The organism is Streptomyces botrytidirepellens (assembly GCF_003721215.1).
Taxonomy (GTDB): domain Bacteria; phylum Actinomycetota; class Actinomycetes; order Streptomycetales; family Streptomycetaceae; genus Streptomyces; species Streptomyces himastatinicus.
Genome location: NZ_RIBZ01000239.1, coordinates 40,562 through 59,570, shown reverse-complemented (window position 1 = coordinate 59,570; position 19,009 = coordinate 40,562). Strand labels below are relative to the sequence as shown.

18 protein-coding genes and 2 pseudogenes are annotated in these 19,009 nt (G+C 67.7%); 11 read left to right on the top strand and 9 right to left on the bottom strand.

The window, feature by feature from the left end; translation table 11 throughout:
• Positions 1 to 98: 98 nt before the first annotated feature.
• Together EEJ42_RS18560 and EEJ42_RS18555 are read right to left on the bottom strand one after the other, a co-directional pair.
• Entirely contained in the window at positions 99 to 317 is a 219-nt protein-coding gene (locus EEJ42_RS18560; protein WP_123101024.1) for a DUF4209 domain-containing protein, read from the bottom strand.
• A gap of 25 nt (positions 318 to 342) precedes the next feature.
• On the bottom strand, positions 343 to 1,803 hold the full coding sequence (locus EEJ42_RS18555; RefSeq protein ID WP_123101023.1) for a hypothetical protein: 1,461 nt from the start codon (positions 1,801 to 1,803) through the stop codon (positions 343 to 345).
• A gap of 358 nt (positions 1,804 to 2,161) precedes the next feature.
• On the opposite strand from EEJ42_RS18555, the gene EEJ42_RS18550 reads away from it, so the two are divergent.
• The 4 genes and pseudogenes from EEJ42_RS18550 (at position 2,162) to EEJ42_RS50960 (ending at position 5,892) form a co-directional block, all read left to right on the top strand.
• Positions 2,162 to 3,577: a restriction system modified-DNA reader domain-containing protein gene (locus EEJ42_RS18550; protein ID WP_184503155.1), complete on the top strand. Its 1,416-nt coding sequence runs from the start codon at positions 2,162 to 2,164 to the stop codon at positions 3,575 to 3,577.
• 403 nt (positions 3,578 to 3,980) lie between these two features.
• Positions 3,981 to 4,520, top strand: a complete 540-nt coding sequence (locus tag EEJ42_RS18545) for a phosphoribosyltransferase family protein (RefSeq protein ID WP_221179386.1) — start codon at positions 3,981 to 3,983, stop codon at positions 4,518 to 4,520.
• 66 nt (positions 4,521 to 4,586) lie between these two features.
• Positions 4,587 to 5,035: pseudogene (locus EEJ42_RS18540) on the top strand (IS5 family transposase); the annotation flags it as partial.
• Between the two features lie 689 nt (positions 5,036 to 5,724).
• Positions 5,725 to 5,892 carry a hypothetical protein gene (locus EEJ42_RS50960; RefSeq protein ID WP_184503154.1) on the top strand — a complete coding sequence of 56 codons (168 nt, stop codon included), beginning with the start codon at positions 5,725 to 5,727 and terminating at the stop codon, positions 5,890 to 5,892.
• A gap of 472 nt (positions 5,893 to 6,364) precedes the next feature.
• Here the strand turns inward: EEJ42_RS50960 and EEJ42_RS50955 are convergent, their stop codons facing one another.
• A complete protein-coding gene (locus EEJ42_RS50955; RefSeq protein WP_184503153.1) occupies positions 6,365 to 6,595 on the bottom strand; it encodes a hypothetical protein in 231 nt (76 codons plus the stop codon).
• A gap of 312 nt (positions 6,596 to 6,907) precedes the next feature.
• Between EEJ42_RS50955 and EEJ42_RS50305 the strand changes: the two genes are divergently transcribed.
• Positions 6,908 to 7,321, top strand: a complete 414-nt coding sequence (locus EEJ42_RS50305; RefSeq protein ID WP_148081989.1) for a hypothetical protein — start codon at positions 6,908 to 6,910, stop codon at positions 7,319 to 7,321.
• A gap of 452 nt (positions 7,322 to 7,773) precedes the next feature.
• Here the strand turns inward: EEJ42_RS50305 and EEJ42_RS18530 are convergent, their stop codons facing one another.
• Together EEJ42_RS18530 and EEJ42_RS52905 are read right to left on the bottom strand one after the other, a co-directional pair.
• Entirely contained in the window at positions 7,774 to 8,136 is a 363-nt protein-coding gene (locus EEJ42_RS18530) for a hypothetical protein (protein WP_123101022.1), read from the bottom strand.
• A 186-nt stretch (positions 8,137 to 8,322) separates the two neighbouring features.
• Positions 8,323 to 8,529, bottom strand: a complete 207-nt coding sequence (locus tag EEJ42_RS52905) for a hypothetical protein (protein ID WP_246096908.1) — start codon at positions 8,527 to 8,529, stop codon at positions 8,323 to 8,325.
• 592 nt (positions 8,530 to 9,121) lie between these two features.
• Here EEJ42_RS52905 and EEJ42_RS18520 point away from each other — a divergent pair.
• The 4 genes from EEJ42_RS18520 (at position 9,122) to EEJ42_RS54670 (ending at position 12,210) form a co-directional block, all read left to right on the top strand.
• Positions 9,122 to 10,507 (top strand): hypothetical protein, encoded by a 1,386-nt coding sequence (locus EEJ42_RS18520; RefSeq protein ID WP_123101021.1) that lies wholly within the window; start codon positions 9,122 to 9,124, stop codon positions 10,505 to 10,507.
• Between the two features lie 614 nt (positions 10,508 to 11,121).
• Complete coding sequence (locus EEJ42_RS18510; RefSeq protein WP_123101019.1) at positions 11,122 to 11,334, top strand: type A2 lantipeptide; 213 nt, start codon at positions 11,122 to 11,124, stop codon at positions 11,332 to 11,334.
• A gap of 229 nt (positions 11,335 to 11,563) precedes the next feature.
• Complete coding sequence (locus EEJ42_RS18505) at positions 11,564 to 12,133, top strand: IPT/TIG domain-containing protein (protein WP_246096906.1); 570 nt, start codon at positions 11,564 to 11,566, stop codon at positions 12,131 to 12,133.
• Between the two features lie 8 nt (positions 12,134 to 12,141).
• Positions 12,142 to 12,210 carry a hypothetical protein gene (locus EEJ42_RS54670; RefSeq protein ID WP_425472925.1) on the top strand — a complete coding sequence of 23 codons (69 nt, stop codon included), beginning with the start codon at positions 12,142 to 12,144 and terminating at the stop codon, positions 12,208 to 12,210.
• A gap of 995 nt (positions 12,211 to 13,205) precedes the next feature.
• Here the strand turns inward: EEJ42_RS54670 and EEJ42_RS18495 are convergent.
• Together EEJ42_RS18495 and EEJ42_RS18490 are read right to left on the bottom strand one after the other, a co-directional pair.
• Positions 13,206 to 13,499, bottom strand: coding sequence for an MmcQ/YjbR family DNA-binding protein (locus EEJ42_RS18495; RefSeq protein WP_184503152.1), 294 nt, complete (start codon positions 13,497 to 13,499; stop codon positions 13,206 to 13,208).
• Positions 13,500 to 13,584: 85 nt separating this feature from the next.
• Positions 13,585 to 13,980 (bottom strand): MmcQ/YjbR family DNA-binding protein, encoded by a 396-nt coding sequence (locus EEJ42_RS18490; protein WP_123101018.1) that lies wholly within the window; start codon positions 13,978 to 13,980, stop codon positions 13,585 to 13,587.
• A 225-nt stretch (positions 13,981 to 14,205) separates the two neighbouring features.
• Here EEJ42_RS18490 and EEJ42_RS18485 point away from each other — a divergent pair, with 225 nt between their 5' ends.
• A complete protein-coding gene (locus EEJ42_RS18485; RefSeq protein WP_246096904.1) occupies positions 14,206 to 15,036 on the top strand; it encodes a helix-turn-helix domain-containing protein in 831 nt (276 codons plus the stop codon).
• Positions 15,037 to 15,222: 186 nt separating this feature from the next.
• On the opposite strand, the gene EEJ42_RS18480 is transcribed toward EEJ42_RS18485, so the two are convergent.
• Complete coding sequence (locus EEJ42_RS18480; RefSeq protein ID WP_425472924.1) at positions 15,223 to 15,633, bottom strand: nuclear transport factor 2 family protein; 411 nt, start codon at positions 15,631 to 15,633, stop codon at positions 15,223 to 15,225.
• Between the two features lie 203 nt (positions 15,634 to 15,836).
• On the opposite strand from EEJ42_RS18480, the gene EEJ42_RS18475 reads away from it, so the two are divergent.
• Positions 15,837 to 16,673 carry an ABC transporter permease gene (locus EEJ42_RS18475; RefSeq protein ID WP_123101016.1) on the top strand — a complete coding sequence of 279 codons (837 nt, stop codon included), beginning with the start codon at positions 15,837 to 15,839 and terminating at the stop codon, positions 16,671 to 16,673.
• Between the two features lie 1,207 nt (positions 16,674 to 17,880).
• Here EEJ42_RS18475 and EEJ42_RS54235 read toward each other — a convergent pair.
• Positions 17,881 to 18,859: pseudogene (locus tag EEJ42_RS54235) on the bottom strand (alcohol dehydrogenase catalytic domain-containing protein).
• Between the last annotated feature and the right edge of the window lie 150 nt (positions 18,860 to 19,009).

The following is a 19,009-nucleotide window of genomic DNA, read 5'->3' as shown; positions in this document are numbered from 1 at the left end:
AGAACGTCCAGCTGAGGATGCTTTTGCCGAACAGCGCTGCTGATTCGCCAGGACCATCCCCTCTGACCCCTATTTGAGACAGCTTGCCTGGAATCCATTCAGGGAGCGGGCTGGGCGACGGGCCCGGGGGTTCGATGGTCGTGGGCGTGGCTGAGCAGGTACAGCACTGCCTGGAGGATGAGCGCGACGTGGTGCTTGGGTGGGGTGTCGATCAAGCCGTGGCAGATTTTGTTGCGCAGGTTCATGCCGCGGTCGGGGTCGACGAGGAGGAGTTCCAGGGCTCGGCTCCAATCCGCGGGGAACCCGGCGGCCGGCATTCTGCGGATGAGTGAGCCCAGTTGGTCAACGGTGTCGGGGGTCTGCCCCCTTGGGCGCAGACACGATCGGGACCCGGGAGCGCAGGAGCTGTCGGAGGATCTGCTCGACCTGGGGCAGGGCGATGCACGCCGCCGCGTCGAGCTCCTCCAGCCAGAAGTACCGGAAGGCGTGGGCAAGGGTTCGGGCGCGCGGCTGGGGCAGCACGGTGTCGTGGGCCAGGGCGGTGATCAGCTCAGCCTCGTCGGGTACAAAACGCTCGTGGATGTGGTCGAGTTGATGGGCGGTGAGGTGTCCGAGGATGTCCAGCGCGAGGACCTGCAGTTCGACGGCGTGGTGGTCGTCGGCGTCGACGGGCGGGGTGACCTGGACGGGTCCGGCAGTGTTGATGCGCGTGCGCGGAATCCGCAGCAGACCCTCCTGTACGCGCGCGTCGTCGGCCTGCTCGCGCATCGCCTGATGGACGTCTGCCGTGGTTCGCCACAGGGCGTCTCGCAGGTCTGCGGCGGCGTCGATGCGTGCTCGCGCCCCGTTGAACAGCGCACGTGGGAGCGCGAGTCCGCAACGCATGCGAGTCCATCCCAGGGAGTTAGGATCGGTGTTCTGCAGGGCCATCTCGGCACGCTCCCGCAGCTCGGACAGACCCCGGTCCCGTGCTTCTGTCGCGGCCTGGGTCAGCAGGAGGTGGCGACGGAACCCAGCGTTGATGTCAGCGTCGGCGGCGTCGAGGAGGGCGCTGACGATCTGAGTGTCGATGTCGGTTCGGCAGGGCCCGGGTTCCACCTTCAGCAGCTTGAGGAAGCCGACACGGGCGTGTACATCGCTGGCATAGCGACGTGCGGCGCGTTCCGCGAAGTCCGTGATGTCGTACCGCTGAAGGCGCAGTTCTTGCAGAAGACGGTCCGCGATCCCCGGGTTGTCCTCCGTATCGGCCAGGACGCGTTCGACCAGGGCGACCATGTCCTCGGTGACGCGCTTCTGCTGGTCCTTCTGGTTGAAGGCCCGGGCGAGGTCTCCGGCCCAGCGCAGGCACTCGCTCGCGCGTGACAGCCCGGGGAAACGCTCGGGGGCGGCGAGCAGAAGGGCTGCCGCGTCCAGGTACCCGGCGGCGGCGCCCCGGACGCGATCGCGCTTGCGGCCGTGCCCCGCGGCCAACAGCAGATGATGAAGGCGGCCCCGGACGAACGGGTTACTCACGGCATCGGCGTAGGCGCTCCAGATCTCCAACTGGTCGGCCGTGACCTCGGTCAGGCTCGCAGGGCGCCCCTTGAGCGGGTCGCCGGGAAGCGTCCCGGTGAAGCCCTGCGCCTTCCCGGTCCCGGATAGCCGGAGTCGCAGCGCGGCGAGCTGTGCATCACGCTGCTGTGCGGCGGCCGTGGTCGTGTCGATGTCCGCGGCCGCGAGCACGACTGCGATGGCCTCATAGGAACCGGCGTTCTTCGCCGCTTCCATGAGCGCGCCGAGAACACTCGGTTCAACCTGCGGCATGGGAGCCTCACTTCCGTCGTCGCCAGTATCGGCACAGCTCCAGGCCAGACCCACCGATTTTCTCCGGTCCGGTTCTAACCGGTGTGCGATGCCGGCGGGCTGGAGGTATCGCAGGCTCAAGGTCGTCACATCCCAGGACCGGCTTGGGCGGCATCGAGCTCTCCCCCGCGGTGTGTCTGGGTGCGTGTGGTTGGGCCGCACGCGCCAAGGGGCGGAGCGGTGGCTTGTCCTGTATCCCCGAGGACGCCGGCCGCGGTTGGTGTGCCGCCTACCGCGCCTCGCCCGCAATTAGGATCGTCCCAGGTGGTATCAGGAGCAGCAGTTGCGTGCACGCGCGAGGAACGGGACGGGGCAGGTCATGAATGAGGCGGCAGAAGGCCCCCGGCCTTCCGCGCATCCGTACCTGCTGGACGGGCGGCGGGTGCGGATCGCGGACCTGCTGGCTGCCGGGCTGCTCACTGATCGGCAACCTCTGACGTTCGCGCGGAAGAAGAAGGGCGAGCGGCACCAGGCAGAGGTGACACACGAACAGGGTGGCGCAATCCGGCTCCTGCCGAGCGGGCGGATCTACCGCTCCCCCTCCACAGCCGCGCACGTTGCCGTCGGGTACGGCAGCTTCGACGGCTGGACCGCGTGGCAGCTCGACGGCGGACGGGACCTCGACTCCGTACGCCAGCAGCTCCTTGACCAGGCTGTGGAGGAGAGTGCGCAAACGCCGTCCGAGGACGAGGACGCCGGTGATGAGCCCACCACAGCAGCTCTGAGCGAGAAGGAGCGGCACCTGCGCCTGCGGGCCGCTCGGCAGGCAGCAGCCGAAAACCGACCGCAGACACTGCTCGTGCGTGAGCTGCTGGGATGGTGGGGCGAGTACGGCCGCGGCGTGGTGACGGAGAAGATCGAGACCGCCCTGGCCAACCACAGTCTCGTCACCGTGCCGCCTTTCACGCAGGTCAGTCTTGATACCGCTGTGCAGTTGCAGCGCGCGCCCGTCGAGGAGGCGCCCGGCGATGGCGCCCCGGCCCGGGATGATCTGGACGGTGACGAGGAGCGGCCGGTGAGGGAGCCGGGGCCGACCGTGGGCACGATCGTCTCCGCCATGGGTGAGGTGGTGAGCGTCAGCCCACAGGCAACGCTCGAAAACGCAGTGACCCTGCTGCTGTTGAACGACTTCTCCCAGCTGCCTGTCATAGCCGGCCGCCAGCTGAAGGGGGCGGTGACATGGAAGTCGATCGCCCAAGCCCGCCACCGTAAGGCTGACTGCACGCTGATCGACGCGGTGGTCGATGCCCGGGAGGTCCGCTTCGACCACGATCTCGTCGATGTGCTGCCTGTCCTGGCGGACACCGATTTCCTCCTCGTGCGCGGTGCCCGAGGCGAGATCGGCATTCTGACCGTGGCCGATGTCGCGCTCGCCTACGGCACGCAAGCCACCCCGTTCCTGCTCATCGGAGAACTTGACCGACGCCTGCGTGCCGTCATCACCGACCGCTTCGACCTGGTCGATGTCACGGCCGTGTGCGACCGCGACGGCTCTCGCCGCCTGACCTCGTTCGACCAGCTCACCTTCGGCGACTACCTGAGCGTCCTGGGCAACCGCCAGCGGTGGGAGGAGCTGGGCTGGCCACTGGATCGTGTGGCCTTCACCAAGCGCCTTGATGAGGTCCGTAAAATCCGCAACGACCTGATGCACTTCAACCCCGACCCGCTGCCGCACAATGCCGAGGCCAAAGTCCGCGGGGTCATCTCCATACTCCGGCAGTACGCAGACTGCTGATCCTGCCGCCATGGCTCGCGTGAACGGACAGAGTCGATCGAGCAGCCGCTGCGGCCAGCACGCCCTCGCGGGCGCTGCGTGGAGCGGGTCAGCCAAGGCCGCCGCAGCTGGGCGGGATCAGCACTCGCTCGACGTCAGGGTGCAGCTCCTTACCTCTACCGAGGTTGCCCCGGTGCGGTGTCAGCACGGCCCTGGACCAGCACACCAGCGCCTGAGGAGACGCACGGCAGGTCCCGTGCAGAGTACCTCCGGCTGCCCTGCTCCGGCCTAGGTTCTGTCTCTTTGGCCAGCGTCGGGCCCAGATGAGGATCACGGCGAACGTGGAGTGCCACCTGCCCGCCTGTATTCCCCGAGCGGAGAATCCGGTTGCCTGGGCTGCCAGTTCGTCCACAGATTCGCGATCATGATGTCTCACGCGCGCGGCCTGGTCCTTGAACGCTTCCGCTGGATCGGCGGCCACGCTGACGTCTGGCAGGTCTTCCGTGACCCCGAGGCTCTTGCTGCGGTGGTCCGTGGACTGGCCGGGCCGTTCCGGGAAGACGGCGTCACGGCCGTCTGCGGCATTGAGTCGCGGGGGTTCCTGCTGGGCGCGGCAGCTGCCGTCGAGCTCGGCGTCGGCTTCGCCGCGGTACGCAAGGGCGAGGGGATCTTCCCCGGGAAGAAGGTCACCAGGTGCAGCGACCCCGACTACCGGGGTACTCGCCAGGAGCTGCGTCTGCAGCGGATGGCGGTGGGCCCCGAAGACCGGGTGCTGCTGGTCGATGACTGGATCGAAACGGGTAGCCAGGCGTCGGCTGTGCGGTCGATGGTCGAGGAATGCGGCGGGCAGTGGGCCGGCTGCTCCGTCATTGTTGACCAGACAGCCCCGGCCCGGCGGGCGGACCTGGGCGTCCGCAGCATTGTCACCGCAGCCGAACTTCCGGCTTGGGATGGGCAGTCCTGACACGTGTCCGCCTGGCTGGTTACTCGGTTGACTGGATGTTCTGTCCGATTAGTGATCACTGATGCGATGTGGGACAGGATCGCGCCACTGATGCCGGCCGATCCGGTTCGCGGGCGGCGGTGGGCCGACCACCGCCGCACACTTGAGGCCATCGCGTGGAAGTACCGCACCAGCTCGCCGTGGCGAGACCTGCCGGACGAGCTCGGCCCGTTCCAGACAGCTCACAAGCGCCTGATCAGATGGGCCGTCGACGGCACATGGGAACGCATCCTCGCCGCTCTCCTGGCCGCAGCCGATGCCGAGGACGACATCGACTGGACCGTGTCGGTCGACTCGACCATCGTCCGAGCCCACCAGCACGCCGCCGGCGCACTCAAAAAGGGGCAGCCGACCGAGCCGAACCCGCTGATCACGCCCTCGGGCGTTCCCGCGGTGGGCTGAGCACGAAGGTTCATCTGGCCGCCGACGGCCGGGCACGACCTCTGGCCTTCACCCTCACCGCAGGCCAGGCCGGTTGTCGAATCGACTCGCCGGGCAACCAGGCCGCCGCGGACCCGACTCCTAGCCGATTTTCACGTCCATGACAATGGATGAACCTCGACTAAGTCCTCTGAACTCAAAGGTCTTACCAGTGGAGTTGCAACATCTCCCATCTGAAGTGCCGCACCCCAGTTCAGCAGCATGATCAAATCGGAGCTAGTCACATAGTCGCAGGTCACAAGGCTAGTTAAATCCTGTCGATGAAACTGCCACACCCTAGGTCACAGATCCACCAGTGCGGCAACTATGCAGGTAAGTGACAGGCGAGCAGTCTCTCAACCTCAGGTACTCCAGGTATTGCTCGACCGGCTCCGCGACGCGGTAGTCATCGTCGAGGACCGTCCACGTCACACCTTCCCCCGTGACCACCCGCTGCGTACATGCCACCGTGCCCCGTCTGTCATCGCTGTCAGCGGCACCTCGCCGCTGTACCGGATAACGCACCGCTCACAGAAAGGACACGGTGCACACCGCACTCGTCACAGACGTCAGCGGCTGCGAACACAAGGTGCGGATAACACCTCATCCCGCTCGCCGAGGCTTGGGATTCGGGCGACTCCACCTGGACCGGCAAGCGGCGATACAGGTACGCCAACGACCTCGCAGACAGCCGAGCCCTGGTAGCGGTGACCGCCCGTCCAACCGCCAAAAAAGCGATCAGGACGTGTCCGAGTGGCTGCCTGACGACGCGGTGGTGTGCCGGTACGTGGCCGACTGGACGGCGATCAAACTCCGCTGGAACCTCACCGTCCACCCGGCCGAACAGCAGACCCTGACCAACCTCGCCGCCAACTGCCCGAACGCCCCGGTCACCGTCGCCATCGCTGACTGACCCCGTCGTCCGTCGCCCAGCATGACGCCGGGCGACGGGCCCAGCCCTCAGCCAGGAGATTGTGAGGGTGCGGCTGGACCGGGCCGTGTCAGCAGCCCCGGGGCGGTGATCCGGAGAAGGTCGGCAGCCACCGCGGAGGGGACGTCGTGCAGCTGACGATCGACACCTACGGGCAGGAGATAGCCGCCGTTCAGGCCGCCTACGGGCTGCGCCCCGTCCCCTCCTGACGACTGGCCGGAACCACCAGCCCTCGACCCACGCCCCGGCCCGCAGGACCTGGACAGCGATGACATCGGGGACGGCTGGAGCGAGCAGGCGCTCTTCCGGGTGATCGCCTCCCTGATGCCCGGGGCTCGCGCGGTGCTGCGCCGGATCATCGACCTGGGAGGCACCGCCTCGTTCGACGAAGTGCAGCAGTACTTCACCGACCCCCCGACCACCCCGATCACGAAGGCGAAGATCGGCGGAACCCTCACCAGCCGTCCAGGCGGTACAGCGCCGCGTCGGCCCGGCCGGCTCGGCCCGACTGCTCCAGCGCGACGAGCGGGCGCGGCTCTACCACATCGACCAGGGGCTCGTGGAAGGGGTCAAGCGGGCCTTCGCGATCGCCGATGCCGGCCCCGACCTGCTGCGCGGTGAACTCGCCGTACGCAACGGCGCCTGGCCGTCGACGGCCAGGCAGGAGTCGGCATCCAGTGGCCACCAGAAGTGTTCAACAACAGAGGGCGTCCATTCACGAACTGCCCATGATTAAATCTGCCGTATGCATGGGACAGTCGCAGGATATCCGTGGGGTACGTTCTGGACCGCCGCTGGCGTATTCGTGACACTCGGCGTAGGCATCGGTTCCCTAGTGGTCCCGCGGATCTTGGGCACAAAGCGCCACCGTCTCACATACTTGATGGAGACAGACCAGCTCCTTGGTTCGCATAGCAACCTCGCAGGGACATTGCAGGTCACTCTGGTTCCTCCTGCTGGCCCTAGCAGTACGCCACCTCTGACAGACCCTCACGTCGTGCGTCTACATCTGGCGAATGCCGGGCGTGACGACATCAACGGCAGCGACTTCGAAGGAGCAAGGCCGATCAAAGTGGACATCACGGTACCGATCCTCGGGTTTCTCGACGCTTCCTCAACTCCCCCGAGCGGCACCGCACCCCCCGCTTCCTACCAGGGCACCGTACTGGAAGTCGGACCTGGCCTTATTGCCAAGAAGCAGACGGTCACCTACGTACTATTGACCGATGAAAAGCCGAAGTTGGCGATGCGGCACGAGCTACGAAGCACCGACGTCAAAAAGGGAACTCCGAGCGTTCCATGGGACCGAGAAAAGGTGAACCTTTACCGCCGTGTGACTTATGTGACGATGTTTTTGTTCTTGGCGAATATCATCATTACTTTTCTGTCATATATTTTAGTGCCAGGTTAAACACCCGCCGTTTCCGCTCTTGGTCCCGTCCGACTACGCGGTGCGTCAGCGCAGGGTCGGCGGCCGGTCGTTGGTGTTGGCGAGCATCCGGCGGACGGTCTCCGGGTGCCAGCGCTCCCCACGCTCGGGCCGGTGCCCTCGGCCTCATAGCATCGCTGCTACCGGTAGTAGCACTGACGGCTGATCCCGCAACGCTTCAGCACCCCCGATCACCGAGCAGCATCACCCACCACCCCACTGAGCAACCGTGCAGCAGACACCACAGCGCCCCGGAGCAACCAGCTGTCCGGGGCGCTGCACGGGTGTTCGGGAAGCCCCTACGCCTCGACGTACGCGATGCGCGAGCGCGGCGGCCGGACTGCCCGTCCCGCAGGGTGGCCTTGGTTCCAAGCCGCACGGTGGAGAAGTATGAGGCGAGGCCCCAGTGGCCCGCGCTCTTCCGGAGGGCCTGCTCACTCCCCCGGAAGTTCGACCAGAGACAGCAGAGCGCCGAGCACCACAAAGAGGGCAAGGAACGCGGCAGTGGCCGTGTCGCTGACGAAGCCGTCGACCACGTAGCCGCCGATGAACAACCACGCCACCGTCCCGAACAGGACGAGAAGATGGTTGCCCCGCGCGCCCAGCAGGCGCATCCCCACCCACAACAGCACCGGCATCGACAGCAGGCCCGCAATCATCGCTAGCAGGCTCTCGAACCACCCCGCGCCCATCACGCGCCCATTGGCCTCAGCTACTTCGTCTGCCCGCTCCAGCAGGGAGGCCCACATCCAGTAGCAGGCGGTTGCCGCCACGGCCGACACGAGTGTGCCCTTCACCCCGCGGGCAGTCCTGCTCTTCGTCACATCCCCACCGTTTCACGAAACAGTGGTGGAAACCTGAGTACAGGTACTCAGGCCCCGCCTCCCGTAGCCCCTTCGGGCAGCTCGCCTCTGCGGTGGCCCGTGCTGATCCAAGTCCGATGACGAGAAGCCCCGATAGGGGCTTTCCCCGTCATGCGCTGGTCAGTGGCGGGTGACGGTGTAGCCGGCATCGTTGACCGCGCGAGTCCACGCGTCACGGTCGAACCACGTGGCGATGTCCGGCTGCATCTCGGTGATGGTGCGCATCCGGGCCTTGCAGTCGTGGCCGGCCGGACCACGGCTGCCATCACAACCGGTGCAGCCGTCCTCGCCGTTGATGTGGCCGGCCATCCAGGCGTTGACCGCCACGTTGACGATGACGCCGTACAGGTCGCAGCCGGTCTGTGCCAGGGCGTCCGGGACGCCGGCGAGGCCAGCGCCGGCTCGGGGTTGCCGACCGGCGGCATCGGCGTGTGCCCGGCACCCTCGGTCGCGCTGCTCTCTTCGAAGGCGCGCGCGTTGTGGGCGAGACGGTCAGCGAGTACTGAGGCGTCGAAGTACCGCCAGGCGGAACGCACGTGGATCCCGAGCCGCTCAGCCACGGTGCTGATGTTCTTCTCGATGGTGTCCTCAACGGTCGAGGGGGCGAGCGTCACCCCACGGTGAGCCGGCTCAGCGAGCGTCTGGGCAACGGCTTCCTTGAGGGCCTTGGTGTTTCGCACGGCCGCATCGTAGATGTGCAGGTGCAGCCGTCGACGGCTTCACCTGTCTTGGCCCGGCAAAGATGCGCGGCGTGCGTGCTCCCGGCTGAGGGGCACGGCCGGATGGTGCCAGGCCCCACGGCCGCTGCGGAAGGTTGGCCGAAAATGGCTGTGCAAGGAGGATTGGTGTGCATGCATAAGGGGAGATGTTCAGTGCTGCATAAGAGATGCAGCATTCGGAGTGAAACGAGGAATCAGCGTTGAGCCACGTTCATCCGCTCGCCAACGGCCTGCGCACCGACCACCCGGTGCCGGGCCTGCCCTTCGTCGACGACTCCCACCTCCCCCTCGACGAGGGCCCGGAGGCCATCGAGGCCGTCGGCCGCAACAAGGGCGACGGCAGGTGGGGCCGCTACGACAAGAACCGCGTCGACGACGGCTGGCACGCCTTCACCACCGACCCCAAGCAGCACACGCTGGGCTGGTCGGTGCGCTACCACCCTGAACACGGCCGGACCGTGCTGCTCATGCGCGACGGCGACACCTCCTCCTGGCACACCCAGTGGTCGGCGGACGAGCTGCTGTTCCGCGCCGGCGGCTACTGGTGGAACGGCGACACCTGGTACCGGCCCGGCCAGGTCTGGGACCCCATCGAGCAGGACTACGAACGGCGCAAGGCCCGCCTGGCGGTCACCGTCACCGCCGCCGACATGCTCGACGGCCGGGCCGACCCGGCCAGGGCGTACGTCGGCAAGGTCACCACCTTCGACCCCGACGCCCCGCGGCCGGACCACTGGCCCGACCACCTGGCGCTGTGGGCCCAGCACCACCAGGAGCAGGAGAACGCGCTGCCGCTGGAGCGGTGCGTGGTCGACCTCTCCAGCCCCGAGCTGACCGCGGCGCAGCTGATCGGGGCCCCGGAGATGGCCGAGCTCGGCGGCATCACCGCCTCCACGCTGCGCGCCTACATCTCGCGCGGCAACAGCGAGGTGCCCCTGCCGCAGGCCACCATCGGCGGCCGCGACCAGTGGGCGCGCGCGGTGGCCGAGGACTGGGTGGAGGCCCGCCAACGCTCCTACCAGGGCATCGACGCCGCCATGTCCGCCGGCGACCGCGACAACCTCTCCCCCGGCGCGGCCGATGTCCGCGACCGGTTCGTCACCGACTTCCATCGCACGCTCTGGGACCGGCCCGACGTGCGCAAGCGGTGGGTGCTGCGCCAGCGCAACACCGAATCCGTGGCCGAGATCGCCAACGAACTGGCCTGGTCCGTCGCCGCCAGCCTCGACCGGATCATCCCCACCCAGCATCTGGGACGGGTCGTCCAGGGCGCGGTGATGCACGACTTCGCCGAGTCCGTCGAGATGTTCGCCGACGAGGCCAAGAAGCCAGGGAAGCGGTCCTGGTGGCATTTCAACCTGACCCCGTCGGTGGCCAAGATGCTCGACTGGTACGTCCGCCACTTCCCCAGCGACGCGTACTCCACCATCGGGGAAATCCAGCGCCAGGCCCACACCACGTGGAACGCGCCGGCCGCGGACACGCTGAGCGCACTGCGCTCAGCACTCTCGCTCGACGGCACGCTGACCGAGCAGCAGCGCCAGACCTACTTCGCGCTGCTCGAACCGCATGAAGGCACCGACTGACACCGCCCCGTCGGGCAGGTGAGGGGGCCGGAGCCAATGCCAGTGGCTCCGGCCCCCTGCACGTGACCGTACCGGCGCGTGAACGCCGCGGCGGTGCTGATCGCGGCCCTTTGCCGTTGCCCTCAGGACCCGGAACGACGACGTCCCTCCGGACCTCTTGGAGGCTCAGACCGACTGGTACCGCACGTACCAGCAGCTCGCGGAATCCGGCCCGGCCGCCAGCATCTCCGTACGCCCCCGGCGAGCCGGGGCAGCGCCGGGGGGATGGGTCTGCTGCATCACGAGGTCCGGCGGGAAGCGTTCGCGGTGGCGTCACACTTCGGGGACGGCTTCTGCGATTGCGGACCGCTTGTTCTGTCACGTCTACGGCCGTACGTGACGTGGCATACGTCACCGGGTTCGTGCGGGTGTGACGTGTGGGGGACGCGTGGCGCAGTCGGAGTGGGGCGGCTGGTGATCGGCGAGTCGGATCCGCAGGTTCTCCGTGTCTGCGGATCTCTTTCTCCGGTACGGGCGGAGAGCTCTGCCCGTACCGGAGTCCGCGCCGGTCCCGGACCGCGGTTGTGGTCCCGGTCGCCTCACACAAGAGACCACTGACGAAGGAAGCGTGCTTCATGAGCTACAACGCCCAGATCGAGACCCGCGAGATATCCGACGCCGACCTGGACGGCGTTGCCGCCGGCGCGGCCGGTCTGGCCCTGCAGGGCGGCTACCCGGGCCACCTGGAAGGCATCGGCGGCGCCGAGCTGGCCGGCCACAGCGTCATCGTGGACGGTGCGGCGAACCTGCAGAGCGGCCAGGCAGGCCTCAACGTCACCGCCGCCTGATCAGCCGTAACGGCTGAGCATCCTCGATGCCTGAACCCCCTCGGCCACACTGTCGCCGAGGGGGTTTCGTCATACGCACGCGCCTCGCGGCTGCATCCGCGGACCTGAGCTCAGGCGGGCCTCCGCGATCGCCGATACCCACCCCGACCTGCTGCGCGCTGAACCCACGCCACGCGTCACAGCGACCTCGCTGACCGTCATCACCCCCGCCGGATCCGGTGCCGTCCCCGTGACGGTCACCACCCCGGGCGGCACCGGCACCCTCGGATACTTCTACTACAGCCCCTTCCCCGCCCTGACCGGCATCAGCCCCGCCGCGGGCCCCGTCGCAGGCAGCGACCAGGAGATCGTCATCACCGGCCGCAACCTCGCCGGAGCCATCGACGTGTACTTCGGCCCCACCCGCGCCGTCATCCAAACCGTCTCCGACACCCAGATCACCGTCAGGGCCGCCGGTGCCCCGGCCCCGGGCGGCAACGCCGTCACCGTGACCACCCCCGGCGGGACCGCCGACGGCCTGTCCTACACCTACCTCGCCCCGTCCACCGTCACCGGCATCAGCCCCAACACCGGACCGGCCACCGGCGGCACCGAAGTGACCATCACCGGCACCGGCCTGGCCGGCACCGACCAGGTCACCTTCAACGGCACCCCGGCACCCTTCGCCGTCGTCTCCGACACCACCCTGACCGCCACCACCCCGCCCAGCGCCACCGAAGGCACCGTTCCTGTCACCATCACCGGCCCCGGCGGCACCCCCACCACAACGTTCACCTACGTCCCCGAACCCGACACCTGACCGGTTCAGTGATCGACACCGCCACCAACGCCGTCACCACCACCATCCCCGTCGGCACCGGCCCGTTCGCCACGTAACCTCCGTGCGCGGGCAGATCACACGACCCCGGACCCACTCCATCCGGGGTCGTCGCGTTGAGCAGGAGGAGTCCACGCCCTACCAAGATCACCCCTTGGCGCTGATGGCTGTTCCGTGCCAGGGCCAGCCTCGGCCGCAGACGCGGCGCACGGTGGCGATCCTGCCCGCAGGGGCACAGGAAGGTCAGCGGCTTCCGGCCGAGACGGAGCCGCCACTGAGCACCCGCCAAGTACAACGCTCAGGACTCGCCAACTAGAACGCTCACTCGCCAACTACGGCGCTCAGTCACACTCGACGGGCGGCCGGGTCCGGCGTGCCGCGGGGCGGGAAAATCAAACACTTGATGCAATATGTCCATGCGATGCCCCACTTTTCCCGAGGACCTGATCGCCGCGCAGAGTGCCTGGGATCGCACCTATCGGGTGCTCGCCGATCCCGCTCAGCATGAACGGAGGACTGCGCTGCGACGACGGCTGCTGGAGCTGTCTGCGCGAGTGTGATGGCACCCCTACTGGCGCACGGCCGGGCCGGGTCACCGGGTGGCCTTGCGCATGCGAGCGCGCGAGCTGGAGTCCGGAGTCGGGTAGATGCGCAGTACGGGTGGTGATCAGCAGCCGACCGGTGCCATCCCGGCCGCAATTACGCTGACGCTGCCCGACGGGCAGACCTTCTCTGGGGTTGAAGACGTAGCGCGAGGCAGGCTTTGAGGACTTGATGCAGCTCAGCGCCGGTGCAGTTAACCGTATCGGGTGCCACAGCTGTGGCGCCATCGCTGAATCGGGCGATGGCGCCATCCCAGGGGGTGGAATTTCCATAAGGACTCTGATCTCACTGTCGACCTCACTCGCTGTCAGTTGCAGCCTTGTCAGAAGTCGACCCATACCGGGCAGTTCGTGCACAAGGACTTGGAAGCGAGGCGGCGTCATCGACCAGCTCCCAGAGCTGCCTGGCTGACTTGAGGCCAGCCAGTGTCCAAGGGGGGCGCGGCCAACGTTCACCTGTCGGCCGCGTCCGGGCCAGGGGCTCGCGGCGGGCGCTCGCTCTGTGTCAGACCGTCGACGACCAGGTCGTAGGAGTGCTCGACCACATCGTTGACCAGCTGCTTCGTGATGCCCCGCCCGGCCCCCAGCGAGATCCAGTGCCGCTTGTCGAGATAGCGGCCCGGGGTGATCGAGGCGTAGCCGCGCTCCAGTGCCCGCGCGTCCTGGGGCTCGCACTTGACCGTGATGATCTGTTCGTCCGGGTCGTCGGTGACGATCAGGAACACCTTGTCCGCGACCTTGTACACGTCGAGTCGCGGGTGAAGGAGCGGCCGTCGGGGAGGGCGAGGGCCGCCTTGCGGGCGGTGTCCTGGAGGCGGTCACCGGCCGTGCTCACCGGGCCGCCCGCGTGCTGGTGCCATAGGTATGCGGGTCGACGGGCTGCTCGACCTTGGACAGGTGGGCGACGACGAGCAGGTAGGAGTCGGTAACGAGTTCCCTGACGAGCTTCTTGTCGACGTCTTTCCCGCCCTCCAGAGTGATCCAGTGCTTCTTGTTCATGTGGTAGCCGGGGGTGATGTGGCTGTTGTTTTCCCGGAGAGCATGGGCCTCGTCGGGGTCCGCCTTGAGGATCACGACAGGGCGCCCGGGGACCTCGGTCATCAGCATGAACACCTTGCCTCGCACCTTGAAGACCTCCCAGTCCGGGCCGAAGGGATGCTCTAGCTGGGCTCCGGGCAGTTCCTCCGCGCACTCGGCGGCGAACGTCTGCAGGGTCGATCCGTTCATGAGTGTTTCCTTCCTCTGGTGGTGGCAGGCAGGAGCGTCGGCCAAGGGACGCGGACGGCATGCCCCATCCTTTTCCCTGAAGCGGGCAATCGGGCGGTACGCTGCGGACACGTGATGGTCGACAAGCGACACTCCAGGCGTTCTCCACGCGTCGGACGCAGCGGGCAGGCCGCGGTTCCGCTGTACGGTTTCCATCCCCCGGTCGGCACTCCGTACGGCCTTGAGGTGAGCACCGTCGAGGACTTCTTCGCCAAGCACGATGACTGGCCGTGGAATCCGCCCCGTCCGGGCCGCGCCACCTTCCACTACCTGATCCTCGTCACCGAGGGTGAGCTGCTCCACGATGTCGACCACGTAACGCGGACCGTGGCCTGCGGGCAGTGGCTGTGGGTGCGTCCCGGGCACGCGCAGTGCTGGCATCCGCCGGGTGCCGCCCGTGGCTTGTTCATCCTGTTCGAGCCGGAGGTGCTGACGTCCGACGCCGCCCGCCTGCTGGCCCCGCTCACCGCGCACGAGGCCCCTGCCGTACTGAGCCCGCACCCCGATGACGCGGCCTGGCTGCGGCAGACGGCGCTCCAACTCCTGGACGAGCACCGTGCACTGGGGCGCCGCCGGCTCGATGTCCACCACGCCCTGCGGCGCAGCCTGCTCGAATCACTGCTGCTGCGCCTTGCCAACTCCCCGGAAGTCACCTCCACCGGCGCGTTGGCGGGCGGCACGGGCCGCAGGGACACGTACGCACGGTTCGTGGACGCCCTGGAGCTGCACTTCCGGGAACTGCACCGGGCTGCGGACTATGCCGGGCTGCTCGGCTGTTCGGTTCGTACCCTCAGCCGCGCGGCCCGGGACGCCACCGGCAAGGGGGTGCGTGAGGTCATCGACGAGCGGCGGCTGCTCGAGGCCCGGCGCCTGCTGGGAGGTGCCGGTTGGGACGCCCGGGCTGTGGCCGTCCATCTCGGATTCACCGATCCCGCGAACTTCGGCCGCTTCTTCCGTGGCCACACCGGTCTCACCCCGGCCGCCTTCGCGGCCCGCGAAACCAGGACCGGCATGTGAGGCGGGCGCGGCACAAGCCCACGGCCGCCAGGCGATCGCGACGAGCTTGCCCAGCGGCACCGTGACGTCGATGTCCTTGAGGTTGCGCATGCGTGCCCCGTGAACCTTGATCGCGTCCGGAGCGGGGGCCGGACCGGGGCCGGCCGTCTCCTTCGATCGCTGCTCACGGGCCCCTTTGATCCCCGGTCAGGACGCGATGGCGCCTGTCGCGGTTTGGGTGAACGCCCAGTTGGAGTGCACGATGCGCCAGTCGCCGTCAATCAGCCGGTACGCCTCGGTGGCGTTCCAGGCGCGAAGCTGCCGCTCGTTGCCGTTGTCGTCGAGCACGTAGGTGTTCAGGTTGTAGGCCAGGACGGCGAAGTCACCGCCGTCGCTGACGTGCACGACGGGATTGCGGTACTCGTTGCGCACGATGTGCGGGTTGGAGTAGATCGCCTCGATGTGGGCGACAGCCGCGTCACGGCNGTAGATCGCCTCGATGTGGGCGACAGCCGCGTCACGGCCGACGACCAGGTCTTTTTCGATCGGGTCGAAGTAGCTGATCTCCTCGGCGTAGTTGTCGAGGTAGCCGCGGTTGTCGCCGACGGCACGCCGCACGAACTGGGCCGGCAGATCGCCGGCGAGGACCGCGTGCGGTGGCGGCGCGACGAGCAGCGTTTCACCCAGTCGATGCCGCAGTCGACCGACTTTGTACGCAAGCTCTTCCAGCAGCACGGCGAGGAGATCAGCGAACTCGAAGTCCACCGCGCCTCGCTTGAACAGACTTATCTGGCACTTGTGCACGAGGCGGAGGCTTCACGATGACCTGTGCGATACGCGTCGGCCTGACGCGCGGCCTGATCGAGCTGCGACAGTCGTTCACCAACGGAGCGGAGCTGTCCAGCCACCTGCTCTGGCCACTGCTGATGCTGGGCGCCTTATGGTTTATGCGCGACGCGGAGTTCGGGAGCACGGGGCTGCTGCTCGGCACCCTCGCGCTGCCGAGCATCCTGGGCATGAACGCCTCCTTCGGCATGGTCAGCATGAGCCAGCTGCTCACCGCGGAACGCGAGGACGGCACTCTCCTTCGGGCCAAGGCCACCCCCCACGGCATGGCCGACTACCTCGTCGGCAAGGTCCTCTCGGTCTCCGGCGGGCTACTGGCCGACCTGACGATCTTCCTGATCCCCGGGCTGTTCCTCATCGACGGGCTCGACCTCGGTGTGGACGCGTGGCTGGGTCTTGCCTGGGTCGTGGTGCTCGGCATGGTGGCCACCTTGCCGATCGGCGCCATACTCGGCTCTCTGTTCACCAGTGCACGCTCCCAGGGGCTGATTCAGCTGCCCCTCCTCGGGATGATCGCAATCTCGGGCATCTTCTACCCCGTCACCGCGCTGCCGGAGTGGCTGCAATGGATCGCCCAGGTATTCCCGGTCTACTGGCTTGGCCTGGGCATGCGCTCCGCACTGCTGCCGTCCGACGCTGTGGCCGTCGAGATCGGGGAGTCGTGGCGGCACCTGGAGACGGTCGGAGTACTGGGCGCCTGGGCGCTGTTCGGCCTGCTCGTGGCACCGGTCGTACTGCGCAGGATGGCGCGCAGGGAGTCCGGCTCCAGCATCGCCGCGCGCCGCGAACGCGCCCTGCAGAAGGTCGGGTGAGGTCAGTGCGAGCCGCAGCCAGCGGAGCGGGTACGGCCACCGGGCGCCGCGATTCCCACAAGAAGAGCCAGACGGGGTGCGGACGGACAGGGCTGCGCGCCCTCCTGGTGCCGACCGTCGTCACAGCGCCGAGGCACTTGTCTGCCTCTGACCGGTGTCAGTTCTCATCGACATTTTCTGGCTCTGTGATCAACAAGCGCTGCCCAAACTAGGTGATAAACGGTGTCGCTTGTCAGTTACGGAGCCAGGGTAGGGGGAGAGACCGTGCGCAGCGAACTGACCGAGGACGACATCCGTCGCGCCCTGGAGTTCGCGGACCGCGCCGTTGCCGCCGCCGGCGTACTCCGATGACCTCATCGCGGATGAAGTCGTCCCGCTGCAGGACTTCCTGCGAGCCCGACTCCGCGAGCTCAAAGCGCGACAGCCTGTGGGCAGCGAAGAGCACTTCGCTGCCCACGCCCTGCTCAATGCGATGCTGTCCACGGCTATGAGGCTCACCGAGGAGATCAGGGCGTGGCGGAGTGCCGTCGCGGAGGGGCGCAGCGAAGAGCCAGGACTCATCCAGACCCTGCGGCGGAACCTCAGGGATGGCTTCAACCTGTTGGTCTGGGTCGCCAGGCAGTGGCGCGAGCACCCAGATCACGCGGCGCACTGGCGGTCGCGGCACTACCTAAATCCGGCCCATCGAGCGTCCCGCGCAGAGCCAGCGGGCGGTGACACTCCGCTGACACTGTCCGCGGGCCGTACGCCCGGAGGCGCATCCGTGATCTGCGGAGCCTCCTTGAAGCCGTGGGTCAGGCGCCTTGGCTGTCGGTCTGGCGGCTTGCGACGTAGTCGGTCCAGTTCCGCTTGACGAACTTCGCCCAGCGCGTTGCGTTGTCGATGTTGGTCCCGGTCAGGGCAGCGAGGACCGAGGTGCAAGGCAATTTGGCCCGTTTCGAAGAGTTCCACGCCTTCGACGTGCACAACCCCCACGTCTACCGCGCTNCCGACGACCAGGTCTTTTTCGATCGGGTCGAAGTAGCTGATCTCCTCGGCGTAGTTGTCGAGGTAGCCGCGGTTGTCGCCGACGCTCCACCGCTCGTTGAAGGATTTCTCCAGTTCCAGGATGGTCTTGCTGATTTCTTCCTTGCTGGCACCCATGACAGTCTCCTTTTCGTGCATGCCGACGGTCGGCTCCGAGGGCGGCGGCGGATGTGTGTGTTTCTCAGTCGTCGAGCAGCACCACGTGCTTGCCCGGCGTCGTGCCGGCCTCGACGTCGGCCTGGGCATCGCGCGCCTGCTCCAGGCCGTGGTAGACCTTCGCGACCGGGGCCTTGGGCCGCCCGGCGGCGATGGGTTGCAGTTGCTGCTGGAACACCTGCGCCGGCAGGTCGGTGGCCCGCCCGCGTAGCTGGTCAGCCGCACCCCGCTGGGGATCATGAACGGGGTGAAGTCAGAGATCGTCCACTGGCCCGCCAGGGCTCCGGTGAAGCAGACGGTGCCGTGGCGGCGGACGATGCGGAAGGTGTCGGCGAGGACCGAGCAGCCCACCAGTTCCAGTACGGCGTCGACGCCGTACGGCATCAACTCGCGCACTTGGTCGGCGATGGTGCCACCATCGACCAGAGGATGGTCGACACCCACGGCCCGCAGTTCCCCGGCCCGGTCCGGGCTGCGAGTGGTGGACAGCACGGTGCTCCGAGGTCCTTCGCGATCGTGGCCGCGCTCAGCCCGACCGTGGAGGTGCCGCAGCGGATCAGCAGCGTCTGCCCCGCCTGCAGAGTGAGGCCCGTGGCGAGGGAGCCGTAGGCGGTCTGGAACATCTCCGGCAGCGCGCCGGCCACTTCCCACGGGAGGCCGGTCTCGAACGGGATGACCTGCCCTGCGGGGACGGTCACGTACTGCGCGTACGAGCCGTCGAAGGACCGGCCCATGCCGCCCATCATGGTCGCCACCTGTTGCCCCGGGCGCAGCCCGCTGTCCTCGTCGGCCTGGTCGACCACACCGACGCCCTCGATGCCGGGGATCCGCGGGTAGGTGGCCTCCGGGTCCGACTCGCCCTTTCGTGTGGTGACCTCGGACTCGTTGACGCCGAACGCCTTCACCTCGATGCGCACCCATCCGGGCTGCGGCTCGGGCATCGGCACCGTGGTGGCCTGAAGGGCATCCAGGCCGCCGGGCTGAGTGACGACGGCGGCTCGCATCGTCGCAGGGGCGGCGCCTGCGGAGGATACTGCACGCTTGTCCATGCCAGTTCCTTGCTTATCGTGTACGGCCCGCAGGATCGCCATTCGCCATGCTGCGGCCCGGGGGCGAGGTGGTCGCCGCAGCACCTATCGACCTGAAGGTGGTCG

What these genes read in the sequence shown, in the direction of transcription:
- EEJ42_RS18550 (WP_184503155.1), top strand. Translation starts at nt 2,162, where the DNA reads ATGAATGAGGCGGCAGAAGGCCCCCGGCCTTCCGCGCATCCGTACCTG.
- EEJ42_RS18545 (WP_221179386.1), top strand. Translation starts at nt 3,981, where the DNA reads ATGATGTCTCACGCGCGCGGCCTGGTCCTTGAACGCTTCCGCTGGATC.
- EEJ42_RS18490 (WP_123101018.1), bottom strand. Translation starts at nt 13,980, where the DNA reads ATGAACGGATCGACCCTGCAGACGTTCGCCGCCGAGTGCGCGGAGGAA.
- EEJ42_RS18510 (WP_123101019.1), top strand. Translation starts at nt 11,122, where the DNA reads ATGAGCTACAACGCCCAGATCGAGACCCGCGAGATATCCGACGCCGAC.
- EEJ42_RS18475 (WP_123101016.1), top strand. Translation starts at nt 15,837, where the DNA reads ATGACCTGTGCGATACGCGTCGGCCTGACGCGCGGCCTGATCGAGCTG.
- EEJ42_RS18560 (WP_123101024.1), bottom strand. Translation starts at nt 317, where the DNA reads ATGCCGGCCGCCGGGTTCCCCGCGGATTGGAGCCGAGCCCTGGAACTC.
- EEJ42_RS18555 (WP_123101023.1), bottom strand. Translation starts at nt 1,803, where the DNA reads ATGCCGCAGGTTGAACCGAGTGTTCTCGGCGCGCTCATGGAAGCGGCG.